Consider the following 21636-nt stretch of genomic DNA (forward strand, 5'->3'; position numbering starts at 1 on the left):
GAAAAAAAGACTATGCAAAAACAAAACTCCGCGCTAGGCTTTTTTGATACAAAAAGTCTCAATAATGGACCATATGGGAGGAAAACATGGGTACCAGTGACAATTTAAGCAAAATTTCACGTCGTGATTTGTTCAAAGTGGCAGGTCGCTACGGGATGAGTTCGACGCTGCTTGCGGCGGGGTCGTTTGGCGGCGCAATGAGCCTTGCAAACTTGGCAAGTGCGGCGGAATCAACATATGAAAAGCGCTTCTCCAAGCCGGCGAAACATACGCTGAAATTTGGTGCTGCGGGCTTCAATGCGCGCAACCTTTTGATCGAGCGCGCAGGCGCGTTGGAATTTGCGCGTGATCTTGAAGCACGTACCGATGGTGAGATTCGTGTTGAATTCATCGGCGACAACCAGATCTGTGGTCAGACATCATGCGTTGAGAAAACCCAGCAGGGCATCGTCGACATCTATGCGGCGTCTACGCAGAACTCAGCAGGTGGCGCGCCGTACCTTAACGTTTTGGACTATGCATTTATGTTCCCGGGTCGTGCGTCGCAGTATCACTTCCTGTACCACCCCAAATCACAACAGCTTCTACGTGACCCATATGAAAAGCGTCACGGCCTGAAGTTCTTGTTCAGCCACGCCGAATTACGCGGCATCCAACTGGGCCTGAAATGGCAAGATAAACCAACTGTCACCAGCATTGAGCAACTGTTTGGCACCAAAAACCGCGTAACAGGCACACAGCTTGGCCGTATCGCGATGCAGGCGCTTAACCTGAACCCAGTGCCGGTTGCATGGGAAGAAACGCTTGATGGTCTGAAGCAAGGTCTCATCGACGGTGCTGAAACATGGGCATCTGCGGTGGCGTACGCCAACATGGCACCCGTTGTTTCACAGTCGGTTCACTTGAACTTCTTCTGCGGCACAGAGCACACAGCCATGAGCGCGTCAGTATTTGATGGCCTTGGTGGTGAGCTGCAAGACGCGGTGAACGAGTCTTCATACTGGGCGCAAACACACGTTCAGGCAGCAAACGAAGCGGCACTGGTCAAAACAGTTGGTCAATCTGATCCGATCTTGCCAGGCACAATCTTTGCGGAAAACAATGTTCGCAACGCATTCCTGAGCAAAGAAGAACGCCGCAAAGCCGAAGAAATGTGTTCACCCGAGTTCCAACCACAGTTGTGGGAACAGTGGCGTGAGCGCCTCAACGGTTGGGCCGGTGGCCTTGATACATATCAAGAAATCTACGACATCGCGCGCGAAGTCGACGAAGATATGAAGCCAGAAAACGTTGAGCCACGTCGTTGGTGGAAAGGCTAATTTAGCCTCGGACGAAAGTTTGGCCGGCCTGCATTTTGTGGGCCGGCTTTTCTGACCGAGGGGGTAGGAGAGGTGTACCAAACGGTGCATATTCCCTTGGTCAGATATACTAAATGCACGGGGGCCGAAGGCTGCGCCACGCAGCACGGTGTATTATTCACTACCAAATAGGGGGGTTCCAGCATGTCCATCTGGACCGAAGCGGGCAACATTATTTCCGCTATTCTTTCACAAGATTCATTTGAGATGAAAACCGCGTTTCGCACCGACGGCATGTGGCTTCTGATGCTGTTCGTAACCGTCTGCGGCGGGTTTCTTGTTCATTTTATTTATAAGACCGTCCCCTTTCTCGAGCGTCAGCTTGAACGTGGCGTGACGGTAGTCACTTACCTGATCATTGCCGGAATTATCTTTTGGGGCGTCATCGACCGGTTCGTTTTTTCAAGCCAGGTCCCGTGGTCCACAACCATTCCGCCGCTGCTGTTTATGGTCATGGCGTGGTTCGGATGTTCTTATAACGTTAAGCTGCGCACGCACCTGTCATTTAGTGAATTCCGCACAAAGCTTTCTCCAACGGGTCAGATGGCGGCGCTTAGTGTTGACGCTATTTTGTGGCTTGGGTTTTGCTGGGTTGTCATCACGACGACACTGCGCGTGACGGCCAATTCGGCGGCTAACTTTCAGATTGTGTTCGGAACCGACAACGTCATGCAGTGGTGGTATATCTTAACTGTGCCATTCGCCTTTACCCTGATGTCTGGCCGCGTGATTGGTAATTGGCTGGAGGACTGGAAAAACTACAGATCAGGCAATCAGCTGATCAAACAAGCTGTTATCGGGGGAGATGCGTGATGACTGATGGAAGCTGGATTACGCTTATTTCGATGGCTGTGACGTTCTTGTTCATGATGGGTGTGCCCGTCTTGTTGGTGATATTCTATTGGGTTGTTGGCTGTAGTTTTGTCACGGGTCTCCAACTTGATAACGCGGGTAATGAGTTGCTCAATGTGTTCAACAAAGGCTTCGCGTTGTTGGCCATGCCACTTTTCATCCTGACGGGTGACCTGATCAACCAGTCGGGTATTGCGCGGCGGTTATCCGATTTTGCCTATGCCTGTCTTGGCTGGCTCAGAGGCGGGTTGGCGATGGCCGCGATTGGCGCGTGTGGTTTGTTCGCGGCGATCTCAGGCTCAAACTCTGCGACCACGGCGACCATCGGCTCTATGCTGCACCCTGAGATGGTAAAAGGCGGTTATGACGAACGCTTCTCGGCAGCCACCGCAGCGGCGGGCGGCACAGTGGGCATCATCATCCCGCCGTCGATCATTTTCATCGTCTATGGTTTCTTGATGAACCTGCCGATCTCAGACCTGTTTATTGCGGGCATTGTGCCGGGTGCGTTGATGGTGCTGGCCATGATGCTGGCGTGTTTCATCATCTGCACAATCAACGGTTGGGGTATTTTGATCCGGCTGTCTTTCATGCGTGTTTTGAAAACAGCGATTGGCGCGTGGCTTGGTTTCTTCGCAATTGGTCTGGTGCTTTGGGGGATCTACACAGGTAAGTTTTCACCCACTGAGGCAGCCGGTGTCACCGTTGGTTTTTGTATTATCGTTGGCATGATCTGCTTCCCGCTTAATAAGGTAATGGGCTCAGACAAAGACATGCCGGTTGCTGACAAAAGCATTGGATCGATGTTTGTCGTGGAAGGCTTCACGCTGCTTCAAGTGCCAAAAATCGTGACGCGCTCGGCGCAAATTACGGGTATCCTTGCGCCTCTTATTGCGGTGTCCGTGGTGATGCAGCAGCAACTATCTGACCTAGGTGCAAAAGAAGTTATCGGTGATTTTGTGACCGGAATGGGCGGCTATTACGCAGTTTTGTTCACATCAATGATCATCGTCTTCTTTTCAGGCATGATCCTTGAGTCGCTTCCCGTGACGATCATTCTGGCCCCGATTTTGGCGCCTATCGCGGCGTCTGTCGGGATTGATCCGGTGCACTTCTCGGTCATTTTCTTGGTAGGTGCATCCATTGGGTTCATCACGCCGCCTTATGGCTTGAACTTATACGTGGCGTCCGGTGTGACGGGGGTTCCGTATTTCCGTCTACTTCGGTACACGGTTCCCTACTTGGTCGCATTGATCAGTGTTTGGATCATCGTCGCGTTGACGCCTGACCTTGCGCTGTTCCTACTGCCGGACCGCTAAGAGGTTAAATGCCAGACGACGCATCCCATAACGGGCAAATTCCTACAAACCTCCGGCTCCTTTTGCTGCTGGAGGCTGTGGTGAGTGCCGGGGTGCCGATCACGCCGTCGGTCATTGGTGAAAGCCTTGGCCTTCCCAAACCGACGGTCCATCGGCTTATCCAAACAGCTGTTGCTGAAGGGTTTTTGCAAAGTGATATTGATGGGCGTTCTTACGGGCCGGGGCCGCGCCTGCGCAGCTTGGCGCTTGGAACGCTGTCGTCTCAGCGCGTGCGTACAGAGCGGTTGCGGGTACTTGGGCAGCTTGCCGAAGAAGTGGGCGAGACGTGCAATATTGCGCTGCCCGATCGCGATGGGATGGTCTACCTTGACCGCGTAGAAACCCATTGGCCGTTGCGCATTCAGTTGCCTGCCGGCAGCCAAGTACCTTTCCACTGTACAGCTAGCGGCAAGATGTATCTGTCATCGCTTTACGCGGGAAAGCTTGACCGATTGTTGAAGTCTTATCCACTTGAAAAGTGCACGGACCGCACGCTTGTCACGGCTGACGCGTTGAAAAAAGAGCTTTTGCTGACTGCAAAACGTGGTTTCGCAACTGATGATCAAGAGTTCATGGACGGGATGGCGGCAATTGCTGTCGCGATCCGTGGCCCGCAAGGCCGCCTCGTTTCGACACTATCCTTGCACGCCCCCATCCAACGCGGTGGATTGGCGCGCTTGCAAGAGCAGCTTGAACCATTGCGCGCAGCAGCGGGTCAGCTTGAAGAATTATTAACGGAATAAATTTGCTTACTATCTATTTGAAACTTTGACGTTAAGGTAAGCAAAGTTTATTAATGGTTTTGGAGGGCGATCGTATTCGCCACCCCTTTGTAGTATGTTTTGAGTAAGCAAATTTTATCGTTGAATCTTTATCTTTTTGGAACCGTTTCGCTGCGGTTCTTGAACGGGAAAGATGTCACTCCGAAATCTAAGAAGGCACAGGCGATGCTGGGTATGCTTGCCCTGGCACCGCACGGCGCGCGTTCGCGCCGTTGGTTGCGTGAAAAGCTGTGGCCGGGAAAATCGAACGTGCAAAGTTCCGCCAGCTTAAGGCAAGTGCTTCTTGAGTTGCGACGGGCAATTGGACCGACGGTTAATCACTATTTTCATACAGATAAAAATACTGTTTCGATCAATACTGATCATGTTATTTTTGACCATCAGCGCGCTTTGGATGATCAGAGCCTTGCAGCAACCGCCGAGTTCCACCCCAGTAATTTGATGGCAAGTATTGATCTTGCAGATGATCTCTACATGGCATGGCTAAACGGCGAGCGTAGTGCGTGGGCGCGTAAGTTTGAATTATTTGGTGCACTGGATCAGGCCTCGCTGAGGCTTCAACCATCAAGCGAATTTCCGGTCATTGCACTTCCTACGGTCCGGCCACGTGTTACACCGAAAGCCGCGTTGAACGTGCGTATCGCGCTTTTACCGCCAAGCGTGGCCTATCCTTGCCCGCAGATAAATCGCTTGATCCCAGAAATTTACCGCCTCTTGGCAAAGTCCTTCGCGGACCTTGGTGATTATGAGGTGATTGAGCCTTACTTGCCCGCCAGTGCATTCTGGTCTGGGGATTTACCTGTTATTGGCCCACAACAGATGGAGGCTGATTTATGCATTGGCGTTTATCTGAACGGCGCGGATGGTAATCAAACGGTGACACTCGCCCTTGTTCAAGGACGTCAGCCGTTGCCATTTTGGTCGTCTGAGACGCATATTACCTCAAGTACAGCTAGCAGCATGTCGCATTTTTTGTTTCCGTTGATCGCAGGCACGGTTGATGCAGCTCAAAACCACTTGCTGTCGGCAAGTGACCCTGATGGGGACAGCCTTATCCACGTCCGCGCCTTAGCGCGAATGCTGGATTTAAGCGCCACGGATATTGACGCGGCTGAGGCAACATTGCGCGCTGAGATCACACGCAAACCTACGGCGCAGGCCCATGCTTTATTGTCGTTTCTGATGACGTTTCGGGTAGGGCAAAGGTTCCAAGCCGAAGACGTTATTTTGATCGAAGCGTCACAGTACCATGCGGATGCAGCGCTGGCGCTTGGACCTGACAACTGTCTTGTCGCGACTTTGTGTGCTTACGTCCGAAGCTATCTATTTGGCGAGCATAACGCGGCCGCGGAGCAATTTGAAAGGGCGTTGCGATTAAATCCGACGTACCCGTTGGCATGGGATCTTTACGCAATGTTAAACGCCTATACAGGGACGCCAGTGCGGGCGCTGCGCATGGCCAACTGGGCGTGTGAGTTGGCCGCGCACAGCCCACAGCGTTATTATTTTCAGACCACGCGCGCGATTACGGCGTGCTTTTCAAGCGAGCATCAAGTGGCTGTTGAGGCGGGTGAAATGGCCCTGCGCGAGCGGCCATCGTTCAACTCAATTCTGAGGGTTTTGGTCTCAAGCTACGCGCATCTTGGCAAACTTGATGAGGCCGCGGCCTATCTTCTGCAGCTTCGCCAAATCGAGCCGGACTTTTCAATAAAGGCCCTACGTGATGCACGTTATCCCGGTCTTGATACGGAAGGCGGGCGGCATTTTATTGATGGCCTCTTAGCCGCAGGAGTTACTCAACGCTGAGGACGCCCATGTGATTTGTCCCACGTTCGCGGGCTAAGCGGATCTGTTTTTGGCGTTCACGGAAACGGGTTTTATCGTCTTCCGAGGTCTCACCAATGCACTGGTGGCAAGAAACGCCTTCTTCCCATTCGGTGCGGGTTTTGTCTTCTGGCAAAACAGGCTTGCGGCAGGCGTGACACATCTCGTGGGGGCCTTCACGCAGCCCGTGCTCAACGGATACGCGGCCGTCGAATACAAAGCACGAGCCTTCCCAGGTGCTCTGTTCCTCAGGCACTTCCTCGAGGTATTTCAAGATGCCGCCCTTGAGGTGAAACACATCGTCTACCCCTTGGCTCATCAAATAGTTTGTCGATTTCTCGCAGCGGATACCGCCTGTACAGAACATGGCAATTTTCTTGTTGTGGAAGCGGTCCTTGTTGGCCTCCCACCACGCAGGAAATTCGCCAAAGCTGGTCGTTTCCGGGTCAATTGCGCCTTTGAATGTGCCGATGCCCACTTCATAATCGTTGCGTGTATCAATGACCGCTACGTCGTCGCGCTCGATCAATTCGTTCCAGTCTTGCGGTGCAACATAGTGGCCAACATGGGCTTTTGGATCCACGTTTGGTTGGCCCATCGTGACGATTTCACGTTTGAGACGCACGCGCATGCGTCCGAACGGAGCGTCTTGGGATGTAGATGCTTTCCATTCAAGATCGGCGCAGCCGGGCAATGTTTTGAGGTATGCGATGATGTTGTCGATACCGCTGCGCGAGCCTGCAATTGTGCCGTTAATCCCTTCGGGGGCCAACAACAGCGTGCCCATGATCCCGTTTGTGTCACATGCGGATTTAAGGGGCGCTTGCAGGGCTTGGTGATCGGCAAAGCGGGTGAAGTGGTAGAGTGCAGCAATCGTATACATAAAGCTGCATTTACGCCTAAGGCTGACATCGCGCAAGTATGCCATTGGGTACGGGCAATGGTGGCTTTCAAGGAGGCTTGGCATTGACGGGGCCGGATGGGCCTTTTACCCATTATCCTTAAGTATGAATGGGAAGGATTGCCTGTGACGCGCGCGCCGAATGAAGCGCTCATCGTGATTGATGTGCAGAACGATTTTTGTTCAGGCGGGGCTTTGGCCGTGCCAGATGGCGAGGCTATCGTTGCAGGAATTAACGCTGTGATGGACGAGTTTTCGTGCGTTGCGTTGACCCAAGATTGGCATCCCGCAGGGCACTCATCGTTTGCCAGCAGTCACGACGGACGTGCGCCTTATGACCTGATTGAGATGCCCTATGGCGCGCAAGTTTTGTGGCCGGATCACTGCGTTCAGGCCAGCCGTGGGGGTGCGTTTCATGCAGACCTCAATGAGGCGCGCGCTGATATGATCATTCGCAAGGGTACCAACCCACTTATCGACAGTTATTCGGCATTTTTTGAGAACGACAAAACAACGCCAACGGGCCTTGAGGGATACCTGCGCACACGCGGCATTCAGAAGCTGATAATGGTTGGTTTAGCGACAGATTTTTGCGTCAATTTTTCTGCAGTTGATGCGGCACGGCTTGGGTTTGATGTGCGTGTTGATCTTGATCTGTGCCGTGGTATTGATTTGGATGGCTCACTTGCGGCGGCCCTTGCGGGGATGAAAGAGGCGGGAGTGCAGATCGATGGTTGATATTGCGACGCGGGTTTGGAACCACAAATGGAAGATTGACCCTATCGTTCGATCGCTGATTGATACCGACTTTTACAAGTTGCTTATGTGCCAGTCCGTGTTCCGCAACAAGCCGGACACCCAAGTGCGGTTTAGTTTGATCAACCGTTCACAGGATGTGCCGCTTGCAAAGTTGATCGACGAAGGGGAGTTGCGCGAGCAGCTTGACCACATTCGTAGTCTGTCTTTGACGCGCGGTGAAAGCACATGGATGCGCGGCAATACTTTCTACGGCAAGCGCCAGATGTTTCGCCCTGATTTCATGGATTGGTTTGAAAACCTCACGCTGCCAGAATACCATCTTGAACGAATCGGTGATCAGTATGAATTGACCTTTGAGGGGTCATGGCCAGAGGTCATGTTGTGGGAAATCCCCGCTTTGTCTGTGTTGATGGAGCTGCGCGGGCGCGCGGTTTTGGGCGAGATGGGTCGCTTTGAATTGCAGGTCCTTTATGCCCGCGCCATGACTAAGCTGTGGGGCAAAATTGAAAAATTGCGCACAGTAGACAACCTGATGATTGCTGATTTTGGCACGCGCCGCCGTCATTCATTTTTGTGGCAGGATTGGTGTGTACAGGCGATGACCGAAGGGCTGGGTAATTCATTTCTGGGAACATCGAACTGTTTGATTGCCAAGAACCGGGACCTTGAGGCGATTGGGACCAACGCGCATGAATTGCCAATGGTTTATTCTGCGCTTGCTCAAACGGACGAAGAATTGGCCCAAGCGCCTTATCAGGTTTTGTCCGATTGGCATGACGAGCACGAAGGTAATTTACGTGTGATCCTGCCTGACACATACGGCACGCAAGGGTTCCTTGACCGTGCTCCTGATTGGCTTGCGGGGTGGACGGGTATTCGCGTGGACAGCGGTGATCCCGCAACGGCCGCCGAGACTGCGATTGCGTGGTGGACAGAGCGCGGAGAGGACCCAACCAAAAAGCTGATCATCTTTAGCGATGGTCTGAATGAAGATAAAATTGTGCAATTGGCCAAACAGTTTGACGGGCGCTGTCGCGTCTCGTTCGGGTGGGGTACGCTTTTGACCAACGACTTCCGAGGCTTGACTGACGGTGATCGGCTTGCGCCGTTCTCGATGGTTTGCAAAGCGGTTGAGGCCAACGGCCAGCCCACCGTGAAGCTGTCAGATAACCCCAACAAGGCGATGGGCCCAGCGAATGAAATCGCGCGGTATAAACGTGTGTTCAACGTAGGCGAGCAAGTCGCGCAGAGCGTCGAAGTTTAATCATCAGTGCTAACTTTACCGCGCAAAGACTTCACCTCGCCACGGTTCTTTTTGGCGGCAAGCCTACGTTTCTGACTGCCCCAAGTGGGCTTTGTTGCAACGCGTTTTTTTGGCGTTTCAAGCGCTTTTCGGATCAGATCACGTAGGCGTTCACGGGCAATCTCGCGGTTGCGAGCCTGTGATCTGGTTTCTTCTGCGCGGATCACGATGGCACCTTCGGTCGTCCACTTTTGACCTGCGAGCCGCTTTAGCCGTGCCTTGACAGGTGGCGCAAGATTGGGCGAACGGGCCGCCTCAAAACGCAACTCAACCGCCGTTGCAACTTTGTTCACATTTTGCCCGCCCGGTCCGGACGAGCGCGTAAAGCTCTCGGTCAACTCCCAATCCTGCAGGGTGATTTTGTTGCTAATCATCATGATAAACGCGGCCAGTTCGGGTCTTGTTGTAAAAGTAAAAAGGGCCGCCCAATTGGTGAGCGGCCCTTTCGAGATCAAGGAGGTGGGTAGGTTAGATACCAGCGTCGCGCTGGTCCCACTTCGGGGCTATCGCCCTAAGGTCTGCCGTTAGAGGCGCGCCTCCCGAATTGTCCCGTTACCTGTCTCCAATGCTTCTCTGATCACTGGATCACCTCCTTCCATTTTGTTTCCGATAACTGAATGTTTGCACAGCTATCGAAAATCTCAAACAGTTTTTTGCGGTCCTTTGCCGAAGCTAGCGACAAGCAGCCGAAACGGGATAAGCGCAATCAAGGCGAGCGATAGCTTCACCATCCAGTCAGCTACGGCCAGCGAGACCCAAAGCGGGGCAGGTGCACCGACGCCCAAGATCGGCAAAACTTCACCGGCCCATGATACATCGTTGGCAGTCTCAATGAACGACAGGCTTGCCGAAAATGCGATGGTGAAAAACAGCGCCGTATCAATGGATGATCCAATCACAGTCGATGCCAATGGCGCCCGCCACCATGTGCCATTGCGCAGGCGGTCAAAGATCGCGACATCAAGTAATTGTGCTACCAAGAAAGCTGTACCTGATCCAAGTGCGATGCGCAGGGTCACGGCAGGGCCGAACTCTAGCATTACTTGCGTGCCAATAAGTGAGCAAATGACGCCAACGACAAAGCCTGCAAACACCACGCGGCGCGCGGCGCTTGGGCCATAAAGGCGGTTCATTAGGTCGGTGACGAGAAAGGCGATGGGGTAGGTGAAAGCACCCCAAGTTAGCCATTCGCCGAGAAGAAATTGTACAAGAATATTTGAAGCGACCACGACAGCGGCCATAGCCAGAATGCCTGGCAGGTAAGAACGTTGCATAATGTAGATCCGTTTTACAAGGTTGCGGAGACTCGGCCCAAGCGCGTGCGCGATGGACACGCCGCGTTTAGGCGCGTTGCGCAAACCTTGCAAGAAAAACCTAAATGTCCGCTAGTCCGCGCGCAGGACCGCGGTGCATTGCGCGGGCAGATCGTTCAGCGTTAATTCGCGTCGTTTCTTAGGCGGCGGTGCGTTGGGATCAGGGGGCGGTGGATCAAGGATGTCGCGGACCCATTTGCGCGCGTCATCGCAACCGTCGCCCTTAGGCGGTGCCGGCTGACTAACGCACGCGGTGTCACCTTTGGGACAGTTTAAGCGGACGTGAAAATGATAGTGGTGACCCCACCAAGGCCGAATTTTATTGAGCCACGATTTGTCACCGGTTTCAGCATCACACATGGCGACTTTTGCACCTGGAAAGACAAAAATCCGTGCAGTGCGGTCATCTTTTGCCGCAGCCCGCAGGATGTTCATATGCGCAGGCGTCCAGTTGTCGTTGGTATAGGCGCCCCGCGCGCGCCGCGTAGAGATTGATGATATATTTTCCCGCTCTGAGGCTGTGAGGTTCAACCGCTGGGGCGGAAGCATCCAGACATCAATGCCAAGGCCCGTTTGGTGACTGCGATGCCCCGTAAGCATTGGGCCACCACGGGGCTGCGCCATATCGCCGATGTAAAGACCCTGCCAACCCGGTTGGGTAGCGGCAAAGCGTGATAGCTTTTGAACATAATCAATGGTGTCGGGATGCGCCCAGTTTCGACCGCGCGACAGGCGCATTGCTTGCCATGTTGGCCCTGTTTCGGCCAATGCCTCGGCACCTGCTAAACACCCTTTTGCGTATCCGCCGATCGCTTGGGGGGTCATGGCTGCGGGCGTTTTCGCCGCTCCGAATTGCACTTTGGCAAGTGTGGTGCGCTCGGCCTGTGTCAGGGTTGGCCGCTTTATTTGTGCGCCTGAAATATCGCGGTCGGCGCTTGCCCCACAGGTAGCTAAAAACGTTGTTGCGGCAATAGCGCTAAGTACTCGTCTCATACACTTCCCCTTTCGGATTAACCCACCTTAGCAAGATAAGCCCCAGAAGGAACAACCCCACGACGGGCGCGATGCCGAGACGCGGAGAGTTGGTAATCGTCGTTGTGATGCCGATCAATGCAGGGGCCAGAAATGCCGTTGCCTTGCCGGACAGGGCGAAAAAGCCGAATGCTTCGGTTGGGCGTTCAGGGTCGGCGTGGCGCACCATCAGCGATCGACTTGCCCCCTGCAGCGCGCCGCCCGCACCACCAATAACCGCGCCGCAGATATACATAACAATGTCGGGGACTGCGCTGCCTTGGGGCAGGGGGATCCCGAAGAACATCTCGCGGGACATGGCAACCAAGCTGATGCAGACTGAAACGAGCGCGAAAATGCAAAAGATGATGACAGGTTTTGGACCAAATCGTTTGTCGCACACACCGCCCACATAGGTGAATAATGTCGCGGCCAATGCGCCTGTGATGCCAAACACGCCGATCATTGTGATGGACCAGTCAAGCACCAATGCCGCGTAGACGCCACCAAAGCTGTAAAGGCCGTTAAGCGCGTCGCGATAGAACATGGACGAGCCGAGATAGCATGCAAGACTACGCCTTTTTACGATTGACCCAAAAGACAAGCGCAGCTCACTCAAGGCGGCAGAAACAGAAGTTTTCTGATGTTGTGACGTGTCCTCGCGAACCCACAAAAAGAATGGGATCATAAACAGCGCAAACCAAAGGGCTGTGAACGGCCCAACGGATCTGGTCCCTTCGCGGGCATCAGCATCAAGACCCAAGATCGGATCGAGACCAATGAATGTTTTGCCAGTATCGCCCTCGGCAAAAAAGAGCAGCATGATCACAAGTGAGACCACACCACCGGCATAGCCAATGGCCAACCCTGCGCCACTGATCTTGCCAACTTCGTCGCTTGGCCCAAGACTTGGCAGCAATGCATTGGTGAAGATAAGCGCAAATTCGGCGGCAATGAACGCCACACAAAACATTGCCAAAGCCAAATAAAGCCCCGTGCCGTCAGGTTGCAAGACCCACATGAAGCACGCGGAGAGCACGAACAAAATTGAAAATCCAACCACATAGGGTATGCGCCGGCCAGAGCTGTCGGCGTAGGCGCCAATGAACGGCGCAGTGATGGCAATTAGCAGGCCTGTGGCAGTTTGTCCCCAAGACCAAAGCGCTTGGGATTGCGCATCAGCGGTTGCTTCATCAAGTCCCGTTCCCATGAAGTATTGCGTGGCGACCACTGCAAAATACGGTGCAAAAATGAAGGTCCAGCCAAGGGTGTAGAAGGGCTGAGCGGCCCAGTCAAAAGCCATCCAGCCCCAAACGCGCTTCTTCAATTCGGTGTTTGCCATAGGCCCGCCCATTCCGCAGATGTATCGCAAAGAATAAGACGCGGGACGGGGGGCGTTTGGCAACCCTTGGTTTTCAGGGCTCAGACAAAATTTCTGGTGGCCAAGGACGGGTTGCGTCCGCATCGATCCAGTTTTGCACCCATTCGGGTGGTGTCGGGGATGTAGTTATGTCCTGTCCGAGCTGCTGCAAAACCAAAGCGGGCGGCACAATCCCGTTTGGGCCTGTTACTGCAGACCGATAGAGCGCCTGATTGGCGGTTTCGCCATTTGCTTTGACCATGACTTGCTCAAGATAGATGAACCGCTCATCCCAGCACAGCGCGCGGCCTTTGGTTTCGAACTTTTCAAACGGCCTGATGCGGCGACGATAGCGAACGGACACTCCGGCCATCGTCAGGCCCCAGTTGTTTGCGCGCAGAACTTTAAGCAGTCCCGTGCGCTTTGCCAGCACCGTGCGGTTCAGATCAAGCAGCGTCAGGATGCGGCCGTTGTTCATCTCAGAGTAGTAATCGATGTCCTGTGGCCAACAGCGGTGCGTGCTGGTGTGCGTGCCTGTCACCGAAATTGGCGCGGCGTTTCGATGGGCAATAAGTTCTTTGATGACACGAATGATGGGATACATGGGTTACGACCTTTCACCCCTTAGATAGGTATCTTTACGTGCGCGTCACAGGGTAATTTCAGTGCCTAACGTCACGGAAAGCAGTTGTTCTTGAGCTGATGCGCGCTTACCTATGCACAACAAGAGAAACAAAGGGGCCATTACCCATGCAATCGCTTTACGAAATTCTGATGCTGATCCTGGATGTGATTTGGTTTGTTATGATTGCGCACATCTTGATGTCGTGGCTTTTGAACTTCCAAGTGTTGAATATGGGCCAGCCGATCGTTGCGCAAATCTGGTACGGGCTGAACCGTTTGCTTGAACCGATTTACACACCGATCCGCCGCTTTCTGCCGGACATGGGTGCGCTTGATCTTGCTCCATTGGTGGCATTCATCGGTTTGATTGCGGCACGGATTGTGTTGCAGAATAACGCGGGCTTCTTTTACGGGTTCTAAGTGGAGTTGCGGCGCTAGATTTTTACAAAATCACGATGCACGAACAGATCATCGGGGCCGCAAAATTCGATAAGCTCGTAGCCATTAGCCCGCATGATCGCAGGAATTTCGGGACCGCTGGTGTTGTTCTCAATACTCCAGCTTTTGACGCGGTGCGCCGCAAACGGAAAATCCTCTAGGCACTGGACCTCGCCGCCTTCAATATCAAGACTGACGAAGTCGGGGTGCGGGATATCTAGATCCAGAAGAAGTGTGGACAGCCGCCGCGTTTCGACCTCAATCACTTCTTCTTTGTGCCGTTGATCGGCGCGAACTTTCGCCAGCATATTGGTATCATAACTCTCGGCGAGACCGCTCATCTGGGTATAGCCCTGCTGCACCTCTATGAAGCTGGCCGCGCCATCATTGTTGCTGACTGCAAACCCAAGGCACGGACAACGGCGCACTGTTTTGGCCTTTTGCAAATTGCGTGGAACAGGCTCTACCAATGCGCCGGTCCAGCCCCGAAACACCTCCAGAAAAAGCGTGTTTGATCCGGTGATGCCGTCAAAGCCACCTACATCAATGAATGTCCCAGGCTTGCCACCAAACAACCTATCGATGACCGCGTCTTGACCCGCTTGCGACGTGTAGCGGTAGTCAGGGGAATGCAGCCGAATTTCGTGCAGTTGACGATTAAGTGCTGCCCGCGAGCGGTCCTTGCGATCTTTCAGGGCAGCGTTGATGGCCGCCTCTGCTGCTGCAAGATTGCGTTTCCCCTCACGGAGGTGTTCTGAAGGCTTCATGCACTTTTGCTCATTGGGGCGTAGGATTTTTCTTCAACAATTGCTGAGCCGAGGTGGATGTTGATCTCGCGCTTTAGGCGCGCGCGTTCATCGTTTGTGACGTAGACGGCTCTGGCAAGGTCAACGAATGCATCGCCGAACGACCCGTTGCGCTCGTAAATACGGATGTCATCCTCAATGTCCCAAAGCTTGGCATTCACCTTCTGCAACGCGTCCGTTAGCTTGGCGAGTTGCGTTGATGGGGCTATATGTTGCGCCGCTGTATCCTCTAAAATACGCAACTCATACGCCACGTTTTTAAGCTTTTCTGCATCAGCGATTTTTTCAAGCTTGAGGCGTAAAATCGTTATTTTATCCAGTACTTCACCGGGCGAAACGGGGGTGAGTATGTTATCCATCTGGGGCCTTCCCGCTACTCATTAAACTCTTCAAATCACTTACAACTTCATCGAATACCGCATCCCAGTCCCGGGGTTTTGGTTGGCGATAAAGGCGCATGTTGGGGTACCACGGCGTTGTCGTGCTGCCCTTGCCGTAAAGCCAAAAACCATCCCAATGCAGCAGGTTCCAGACGGGTTTCCCAAGGGCGCCTGCAATATGCGCGATGGCGGTATCCATGGTTACGATCAAATCCATCTCGGCAATGACCGCGGCACTGTCAGCAAAGCTGCGATCAGACGAAGCGAGATCAACAATTAGACCTGAGGTGCCATCTCTATGAAACGCATCAAGGTAGGGGCCTTTGTAAAGCGAGTAGCATTGCACCTCATCAATGGCGGCCAGACGGAGCAAGTGTTTATGATCAAACCTGCGAAAGTCATTGCCCTTGTATGTGGCAGAGCCGGACCAAACGACACCAATTTTGAATAGGTTTTGATGCGGAGAAACAGCGCGCTTGGCGTGGCTGACGCTATCTTTTGGCAAAGACAGTTTCGTACATTCTGGAATACCAATACCACTTGCGAAAGCGTGCATGGGTATGTCGAGCATACTGGTCCAAACGTCGAATTCCGGCGCATCAGCCGGGTCCGAGATGAGCAGATCCACACCTTTAATTTGAGCGAGCATCGGCGCGATTTGGGGTTTTGCGAGCAATATGACGCGCGCATCCAGCGAGGCTAACCATGGCATAAATCGAGCGAATAAAACGCAATCACCAAAGCCTTGCTCAGGAAAAATCATGATCGTTTTGCCTGCGATATCTTCACCTGCCCACTTGGGCTTTGCAACTTTTGGCGGGGTTATTTCCGCTTGCTCCCACCGTGCCTGATAGTAGGCAAAGCCTTTCGCATAATTTCCCGCTGTTAGGTGTGAAAAAGCCAACTGCATCCGCAATTCAGCATCATCGGGGTAGGTTTCAACGGCTTTGCTTAGGTATGTGATTGCCCTGTTCAGATCACCGGCGATGCGCATGCTCCGTCCGGCGAGGGCGATCTGATCGGGGCTATCTGGCGCCTTTGTAATCAGCTCAAGTCGCAGCGCGCATGACTGCTCAAGCTCACCCATATCCCCCAGAATATTCGCCAGATTGTTGTGCATATCGCCCGAATGGGGATCGAGCGCGAAGGCCCGCTTCTGAGCCAGCAAAGCCTGTTCGTAATTCTTCGTTTTCCGCAGCAATATACCAAAGTTGGTCCACGCGCCCGCGTCCGCAGGATGCCGTGCCAGATAGCGCGCATAGAGGGGCATCGCCTCTTGCCATTTACCTGACAAGTGCAGCGCGTCTGCCCTTTCCTTCATGGAAATTGGCTGTGTTTTCATCTCGATACTCAACTACTCAATAAAACTCTCATCAGAGCATCTCTTTCTTAGGAGCAAATTAGGTTTTTTTTGTGAAATAGGGGAGATGAATTACTTAATCGTTAGTTTGTGTGTGTGTTTTGTATTTGGGTTGGGCTGTGGCGTTTATGTGCTGCGGGACCTTGGTGTTGGTGGTTTGCTTGTTGGCATAGCCCCCGCTTTCCTTCACAGTTTGGCCTTTGCTTTGGCGGGTTGGCTGCTGTTTGAGCGCCGTATCGCGGTGCTTGTGTGGTGTGTTTTTCTGGCAGCGATCGGTATTGGTTTTGAATTGGCGCAAAATGTGATTTTGCCCGTTTGGTTCCCAAATACGATGCGCGCATACAGTACCCACGGGGTTTTTGATCCTTTGGATGTGGCCGCAACGGCACTTGGATTTTTTTGTTGGATATGCACTCATTGGGTGGCGGCGGGGCACCTCTATATCTTGTGGTACTGGCAGTGGCATGGCACATTGTAGGCAGCAGCAGATATAGACAGGCCTTCAATGAAAAACCCGCAGAGCATTTTGCGTGACATGTTTGGATTCGACGATTTCCGCGTGGGACAGCGTGAAATTGTAGACGCCGTGATAGCGGGCAAAAACACCCTGGCGATTATGCCAACAGGTGGAGGGAAATCGCTGTGCTTTCAGCTTCCTGCTTTGGTTCGCGACGGGCTAACTGTTGTTATATCACCGTTGATTGCGTTGATGCGGGACCAAGTCCGTGCGCTTCAAGAGGCGGGTGTTGCGGCAGGTGCATTGACCTCAGGCAACACCGAAGAAGAAACGCAGGCTGTATTTGATGCCTTGTCCGAGGGCCGCCTCAAGCTGCTTTATATGGCACCAGAACGGCTTTCGGGAACTGCAACTTTCAACATGTTGCAGCGATCCAATGTCTCTTTCATTGCGGTAGACGAGGCCCATTGCGTCAGCCAGTGGGGGCATGATTTCAGGCCTGATTACTTGCGGATTGGGGCGCTGAGGCAGGGTCTGAATGTACCTCTTGCTGCGTTCACGGCGACCGCCGATCAAGAAACACGCGAAGAAATTGTTGAAAAGCTGTTCGCGCAAGAAGCCCCAGAGACATTTTTGCACGGCTTTGACCGGCCCAATATTGCCTTGGCTTTTGATGTGAAAAACAGCCCACGACAGCAAATTCTGAACTTCGTTGCTGCGCGTAAAGGGCTGAGTGGAATTGTCTACACAGGGACCCGCGCCAAGACCGAAACGCTTGCGAATGCGTTGCGCGAGGCCGGACACAGTGCGTGCAATTATCACGGCGGCATGGAGCCTGAGGCCCGCCGCGAGGTGGAACGCCGATTTCAACAAGAAGATGGGCTAATCGTTTGTGCGACAGTCGCGTTTGGCATGGGTATCGACAAGCCTGACATCAGATGGGTCGCGCACGCGGATTTGCCAAAATCGATCGAAGGCTATTACCAAGAAATTGGGCGGGCCGGTCGCGATGGGGCGCCGGCTGACACGTTGACACTTTTTGGTCCCGATGACGTTCGTTTTCGCCGCACACAAATTGACGAAGGGCTTGCTCCGGCTGAACGGCGCATCGCGGATCATGGTCGGCTGAATGCGCTGATGGGTTTGGCCGAAGCGCTCGGTTGCCGCCGTGTTCAACTGCTGGCTTATTTCGGGGAGACGTCCGAGCCGTGTGGCAATTGTGATCTTTGCGAAACCCCCGCGGATACATTTGACGCCACAACGCCCGTACGCATGGCCCTGTCGGCTATTTTGCGCACAGGTGAATGGTTTGGCGCGGGTCACCTGATCGATATTTTGCGCGGGGACAAAACCGAAAAAGTGTTAGCGCGTAGCCACGATACCCTGCCAACTTTTGGGGTCGGGACCGAGTGGAGCAAGCGCGAGTGGCAGGCCATTTTCCGGCAAATGATGGGACACGATTTGGTGCGCCCAAACCCCGAACGCCACGGTGCGCTAACGATGACCGATCGTGCACGCCCGATTTTGCGCGATGAGGAGGGTATCACCCTGCGCCGTGACACGATCCAAGCAACACGTACGGGTCCGGCGGTAAAAACATTGGTCGGCGAAGAAGACGCGCCGCTTTTGTCTGCCCTAAAAGCCAAGCGACGTGGCTTGGCTGAGCGCGCCAATGCGCCAGCTTATGTTATTTTCAATGACAAAACCTTGATAGAGATGGCGCAAACACGGCCACAAACTTTGGATGATATGGCGCGGATTGGCGGCGTGGGTGCCAAAAAGCTTGAACGATACGGCGCTGAATTTTTGCAAGTGATCGCGGGTGAAGTCGCGGCAATGCATCCGCAGCGGCGCAAGATGGCAGGTAAATCCGAAGGCTCGACTTATGATCGCTTGCTTGAGGTGCAAAGTGATTTGATGCGCGGCGAAGATGGTACGGCCAAACCGCTAAGTTGTTCTGCATCCCTACTCGCGCGTTTGGTAAAGCAGCGTCCGCGTGATTTGAGCGGTGTCGAGCGGGTGCTTGGCGATAAGCGTGCGGACAGGTTTGGCGATGCGTTTCTTGAGGTGCTGCGCGAGGCTTGAGATTGGCGGAGTTTCCTCTAAATCATTCATGAACGACGAGGAGTGCAGCAATGCTGGTTACAATTTCGCCTGCCAAGGCCCTGAACTGGGACGCACAAGATGGCGTTGCCATGACCGATCTACAGTTTCCTAATGAGGCGCTTGAGCTTGCTCAGGTCTCACGTGAACTGTCGATTGATGAGTTGCGCAAGCTTATGCATATCAGTGAAGACTTGGCGCTGTTGAATGCAGATAGGTTTGCAGCTTACTCCAAGAACCCCGCTACGGAGGCCGTTCGGCCTGCTGCGCTGGCGTTCAATGGCGATACTTATCAGGGTCTGGAGTTCAAAACGCTTGACGAAGATGCGGTGCAATATGCGCAAAACCACCTGCGTATTTTGTCGGGGCTTTACGGCGTTTTGCGTCCGCTTGACGGGATGCAGCCCTACCGTCTTGAAATGGGCAGCCGTTTAAAAACGGATCACGGCGCCACGCTTTATGCCTATTGGGGTGCGCGGATCGCAAAAGCATTGAACGCGCAAGCAGAAGAAGTTGGCGCGACTGCTTTGGTCAATTGTGCCAGCCAAGAGTATTTTAAGGCCGTAGACAAAAAGACGCTTAACATCGACATCATCACGCCCAAGTTTTTGGAAAACAAAGACGGTCGTTCAAAAATGGTTAGCTTTTACGCCAAACGTGCGCGTGGGGCGATGGCGCGTTTTGTGATTGAAAACCGCGTAACAGATTTGGACGGCCTTAAACAGTTCGACAGTGGTGGTTATGTTTTTGAGCCAAGCGAAAGCGATGACAAGACGCTCACGTTCGTGCGTCCTTACCCTAGCTGATCTTGTGCAGTATCTCCGCTTAGGGGGAGTGCTTCGTCCGGTCGATAGCGGCTGATCATTTCAACGATCTGGTTTTTCTTGAGCGGCTTGGCGAGGTAATGATCGAGGCCGCATTCCAAAAGCTCTTGCGCGTCACCGTTCATGATGTGTGCAGTGAGGGCGCAGATGGGAGTCTGAGCGCCCCAATCAGTTGCCCTGATTGCGCGTGTGGCATCTTTCCCGTCAATTTCTGGCATAGAAATGTCCATAAAGATTAGGTCGGGATCAATACTGGCGGCGGCTTCGATAGCCTCTTTTCCATCATTGGCGAATGTCACATCCACGTTCAGCGGCTCTACCATTTTGGAGAAGACAAGACGGTTTGTGGCGTTGTCTTCGGCGGCCAAAATCCGCATTTTTCGGAGCTCGGAAGCTGGCTGATCGTTGGCTGTTTCAACTTGCAGGGTTACGCCAAAAACCGATCCATCGCCCTCAACCGAGTTGACCCAAATGGTGCCGTTCATCAGTTCTACCAATTGTTTGCTAATAGCGAGGCCAAGCCCGGTGCCGTCAAACCGGCGGTTCTGAGTTGCCTCTACCTGGTTAAATTCGCCAAAGATTTCTGATAACTTAGTGGTCGGAATACCGATCCCTGTGTCTTCAATCTCAATTCTGAGCGTTGGGGGTGATGCTGCAAAACTACCGTTCACACGAATTGAAACGGCCCCTTCGGAGGTAAACTTGATCGCGTTGCCTACGAGGTTCGTGATGATCTGGCGCAGCCGCCCAGGATCCGCGATGAGAGTATTCGGCACGCAGGGGTTTAGATCAAGATCAAGCTTGATCCCTTTATTTTCCGCAGCAGGCCGCAGCAGCATAATGACTTCGGATAGTAGTTGTTGCAGGTCGAACGGCTCAGGGAAAAGCGAAAGACGCGCGGCTTCCATTTTGGAAAAATCAAGCACGTCATTGATGATTACTAGCAGCGCCTCTGCAGAGTTATATATCGTTTCTACGAACAGTTTTTGTTCGTCATCAAGCTGTGTGTCGCGCAGCAAATCGGACATGCCGACGATGCCGTTCATGGGGGTTCTGATCTCGTGAGACATATTGGCGAGAAAGGCCGACTTGGTGCGACTGGCTGTTTCCGCTTTGCGTTGGGCCACCTCAATCTCGCGCTGATGTGTGATGGTTTCAGTAATGTTGATGACAAGTGATACGATGTCCCCGTCAGCGCCGCGACGGTCCATCACGCGCACATACTGGCCGTTCCACAACCGAACAGTCACTGGTTCCATTTCATCGCGCATCCAGCGCTGCAGCATCATTGTGCGCCAGTCAGAAGGCGCCATCTCGCCCGTGTCGATCAACCCTTCTTCGCAGGCGAGTTGCAGCAACCGGACGTAGCTGATCCCCGGTTGGACTTCTTCCAGCCCATCAAACAGCCGCACGTAGGCGGGGTTTGACAGGACCATGCGGTTGTCAGTGTCAAAAATCGCGAAACCGTCGCGGACTGTTTCAATGCTGTCCCAAAGCCGGCGTTCGGTGCGGTCAACTTTTTCTTCTGCGATCATCAGGTCCGATTTGACCCGTGTGGTTTCGCCCACTGCGGACACAACCGCTTTGCGCGTTTCAACAATTTCATCTGAAAGTCGGCGTGCATAAAGGCCAAGTTTGCGATTGGCAGCCATCAGTTCGCCCTGCTTGTGTTCAAGCAGATGCTCAGCCTGAAGGCGCAGGCGTCGTTCTTCGGAAAGCCGTTGATTGATATCCATCCCCGTCCTCGTTTGGGGCTTCGTGTTGGCTGAAGGTACGGTCAAAGTGATGAAAAAAGCGTTAGCGGCTGGCCAGCTGCGGCGTGC

21 protein-coding genes are annotated in these 21636 nt (G+C 53.4%); 11 read left to right on the forward strand and 10 right to left on the reverse strand.

From position 1 onward, the window contains the following. Positions 1 to 86: 86 nt before the first annotated feature. From NeNHUV3_RS08380 to NeNHUV3_RS08400, 5 genes are all read left to right on the forward strand, one after another. The gene (locus NeNHUV3_RS08380; RefSeq protein ID WP_391480874.1) at positions 87 to 1319 is read left to right on the forward strand and encodes a TRAP transporter substrate-binding protein; all 1233 of its coding nucleotides are present in this window, start codon (positions 87 to 89) and stop codon (positions 1317 to 1319) included. Positions 1320 to 1502: 183 nt separating this feature from the next. After that, complete coding sequence (locus tag NeNHUV3_RS08385) at positions 1503 to 2171, forward strand: TRAP transporter small permease (RefSeq protein WP_391480875.1); 669 nt, start codon at positions 1503 to 1505, stop codon at positions 2169 to 2171. Next, a complete protein-coding gene (locus NeNHUV3_RS08390; protein ID WP_391480876.1) occupies positions 2171 to 3529 on the forward strand; it encodes a TRAP transporter large permease in 1359 nt (452 codons plus the stop codon). Before NeNHUV3_RS08385 ends, NeNHUV3_RS08390 begins: the two co-directional genes overlap by 1 nt. Before the next feature lie 8 nt (positions 3530 to 3537). Beyond that, positions 3538 to 4311: an IclR family transcriptional regulator gene (locus NeNHUV3_RS08395; RefSeq protein WP_391480877.1), complete on the forward strand. Its 774-nt coding sequence runs from the start codon at positions 3538 to 3540 to the stop codon at positions 4309 to 4311. A 159-nt stretch (positions 4312 to 4470) separates the two neighbouring features. Next, the gene (locus tag NeNHUV3_RS08400) at positions 4471 to 6156 is read left to right on the forward strand and encodes an SARP family transcriptional regulator (RefSeq protein ID WP_391480878.1); all 1686 of its coding nucleotides are present in this window, start codon (positions 4471 to 4473) and stop codon (positions 6154 to 6156) included. Here NeNHUV3_RS08400 and NeNHUV3_RS08405 read toward each other — a convergent pair. Then, positions 6143 to 7057, reverse strand: a complete 915-nt coding sequence (locus NeNHUV3_RS08405; RefSeq protein ID WP_391480879.1) for a rhodanese-related sulfurtransferase — start codon at positions 7055 to 7057, stop codon at positions 6143 to 6145. The two genes, NeNHUV3_RS08400 and NeNHUV3_RS08405, sit on opposite strands and share 14 nt — an antisense overlap. A gap of 96 nt (positions 7058 to 7153) precedes the next feature. Between NeNHUV3_RS08405 and pncA the strand changes: the two genes are divergently transcribed. Together pncA and pncB are read left to right on the forward strand one after the other, a co-directional pair. Continuing rightward, positions 7154 to 7813, forward strand: coding sequence for a bifunctional nicotinamidase/pyrazinamidase (gene pncA / locus NeNHUV3_RS08410; RefSeq protein WP_391480880.1), 660 nt, complete (start codon positions 7154 to 7156; stop codon positions 7811 to 7813). Continuing rightward, complete coding sequence (gene pncB, locus NeNHUV3_RS08415; protein WP_391480881.1) at positions 7806 to 9098, forward strand: nicotinate phosphoribosyltransferase; 1293 nt, start codon at positions 7806 to 7808, stop codon at positions 9096 to 9098. Before pncA ends, pncB begins: the two co-directional genes overlap by 8 nt. On the opposite strand, the gene arfB is transcribed toward pncB, so the two are convergent. The 5 genes from arfB to NeNHUV3_RS08440 all read right to left on the reverse strand — a co-directional run bounded on the left by arfB (position 9095) and on the right by NeNHUV3_RS08440 (position 13425). Continuing rightward, positions 9095 to 9514: an alternative ribosome rescue aminoacyl-tRNA hydrolase ArfB gene (gene arfB, locus NeNHUV3_RS08420; RefSeq protein WP_370726433.1), complete on the reverse strand. Its 420-nt coding sequence runs from the start codon at positions 9512 to 9514 to the stop codon at positions 9095 to 9097. The two genes, pncB and arfB, sit on opposite strands and share 4 nt — an antisense overlap. Positions 9515 to 9778: 264 nt before the next feature. Further along, the gene (locus NeNHUV3_RS08425) at positions 9779 to 10411 is read right to left on the reverse strand and encodes a queuosine precursor transporter (protein WP_391480882.1); all 633 of its coding nucleotides are present in this window, start codon (positions 10409 to 10411) and stop codon (positions 9779 to 9781) included. A 111-nt stretch (positions 10412 to 10522) separates the two neighbouring features. Beyond that, positions 10523 to 11443 carry a penicillin-insensitive murein endopeptidase gene (gene mepA / locus NeNHUV3_RS08430; protein WP_391480883.1) on the reverse strand — a complete coding sequence of 307 codons (921 nt, stop codon included), beginning with the start codon at positions 11441 to 11443 and terminating at the stop codon, positions 10523 to 10525. Next, positions 11427 to 12803, reverse strand: a complete 1377-nt coding sequence (locus tag NeNHUV3_RS08435) for an MFS transporter (protein ID WP_391480884.1) — start codon at positions 12801 to 12803, stop codon at positions 11427 to 11429. The genes mepA and NeNHUV3_RS08435 overlap by 17 nt, the downstream gene beginning before the upstream one ends. Positions 12804 to 12876: 73 nt before the next feature. Further along, entirely contained in the window at positions 12877 to 13425 is a 549-nt protein-coding gene (locus NeNHUV3_RS08440) for an acyl-CoA thioesterase (protein WP_391480885.1), read from the reverse strand. Positions 13426 to 13571: 146 nt separating this feature from the next. Between NeNHUV3_RS08440 and NeNHUV3_RS08445 the strand changes: the two genes are divergently transcribed. Next, positions 13572 to 13865, forward strand: coding sequence for a YggT family protein (locus NeNHUV3_RS08445; protein ID WP_048598627.1), 294 nt, complete (start codon positions 13572 to 13574; stop codon positions 13863 to 13865). 14 nt (positions 13866 to 13879) lie between these two features. Here the strand turns inward: NeNHUV3_RS08445 and NeNHUV3_RS08450 are convergent, their stop codons facing one another. Genes NeNHUV3_RS08450 through NeNHUV3_RS08460 form a run of 3 tightly spaced genes read right to left on the reverse strand, consistent with a single transcriptional unit; the run spans position 13880 to position 16411 of the window. Next, a complete protein-coding gene (locus NeNHUV3_RS08450; protein WP_391480886.1) occupies positions 13880 to 14650 on the reverse strand; it encodes an FkbM family methyltransferase in 771 nt (256 codons plus the stop codon). Then, entirely contained in the window at positions 14647 to 15048 is a 402-nt protein-coding gene (locus NeNHUV3_RS08455; protein ID WP_391480887.1) for a DUF6165 family protein, read from the reverse strand. Before NeNHUV3_RS08455 ends, NeNHUV3_RS08450 begins: the two co-directional genes overlap by 4 nt. Then, on the reverse strand, positions 15041 to 16411 hold the full coding sequence (locus NeNHUV3_RS08460; protein WP_391480888.1) for a tetratricopeptide repeat protein: 1371 nt from the start codon (positions 16409 to 16411) through the stop codon (positions 15041 to 15043). Before NeNHUV3_RS08460 ends, NeNHUV3_RS08455 begins: the two co-directional genes overlap by 8 nt. Before the next feature lie 85 nt (positions 16412 to 16496). Here NeNHUV3_RS08460 and NeNHUV3_RS08465 point away from each other — a divergent pair, with 85 nt between their 5' ends. From NeNHUV3_RS08465 to yaaA, 3 genes are read left to right on the forward strand one after another with little or no spacing between them, the layout of a single operon-like run. Further along, the gene (locus NeNHUV3_RS08465) at positions 16497 to 16907 is read left to right on the forward strand and encodes a hypothetical protein (protein WP_391480889.1); all 411 of its coding nucleotides are present in this window, start codon (positions 16497 to 16499) and stop codon (positions 16905 to 16907) included. Positions 16908 to 16934: 27 nt separating this feature from the next. Further along, positions 16935 to 18971 carry a DNA helicase RecQ gene (gene recQ / locus NeNHUV3_RS08470; protein WP_391480890.1) on the forward strand — a complete coding sequence of 679 codons (2037 nt, stop codon included), beginning with the start codon at positions 16935 to 16937 and terminating at the stop codon, positions 18969 to 18971. A 50-nt stretch (positions 18972 to 19021) separates the two neighbouring features. Then, positions 19022 to 19795, forward strand: a complete 774-nt coding sequence (yaaA, locus tag NeNHUV3_RS08475) for a peroxide stress protein YaaA (RefSeq protein ID WP_391480891.1) — start codon at positions 19022 to 19024, stop codon at positions 19793 to 19795. On the opposite strand, the gene NeNHUV3_RS08480 is transcribed toward yaaA, so the two are convergent. Next, positions 19783 to 21549 (reverse strand): ATP-binding protein, encoded by a 1767-nt coding sequence (locus tag NeNHUV3_RS08480; RefSeq protein ID WP_391480892.1) that lies wholly within the window; start codon positions 21547 to 21549, stop codon positions 19783 to 19785. The two genes, yaaA and NeNHUV3_RS08480, sit on opposite strands and share 13 nt — an antisense overlap. Positions 21550 to 21636: the final 87 nt, after the last annotated feature.

Origin of the sequence: Nereida sp. NH-UV-3, assembly GCF_042939535.1 — a bacterium.
Lineage (GTDB): Bacteria > Pseudomonadota > Alphaproteobacteria > Rhodobacterales > Rhodobacteraceae > Nereida > Nereida ignava.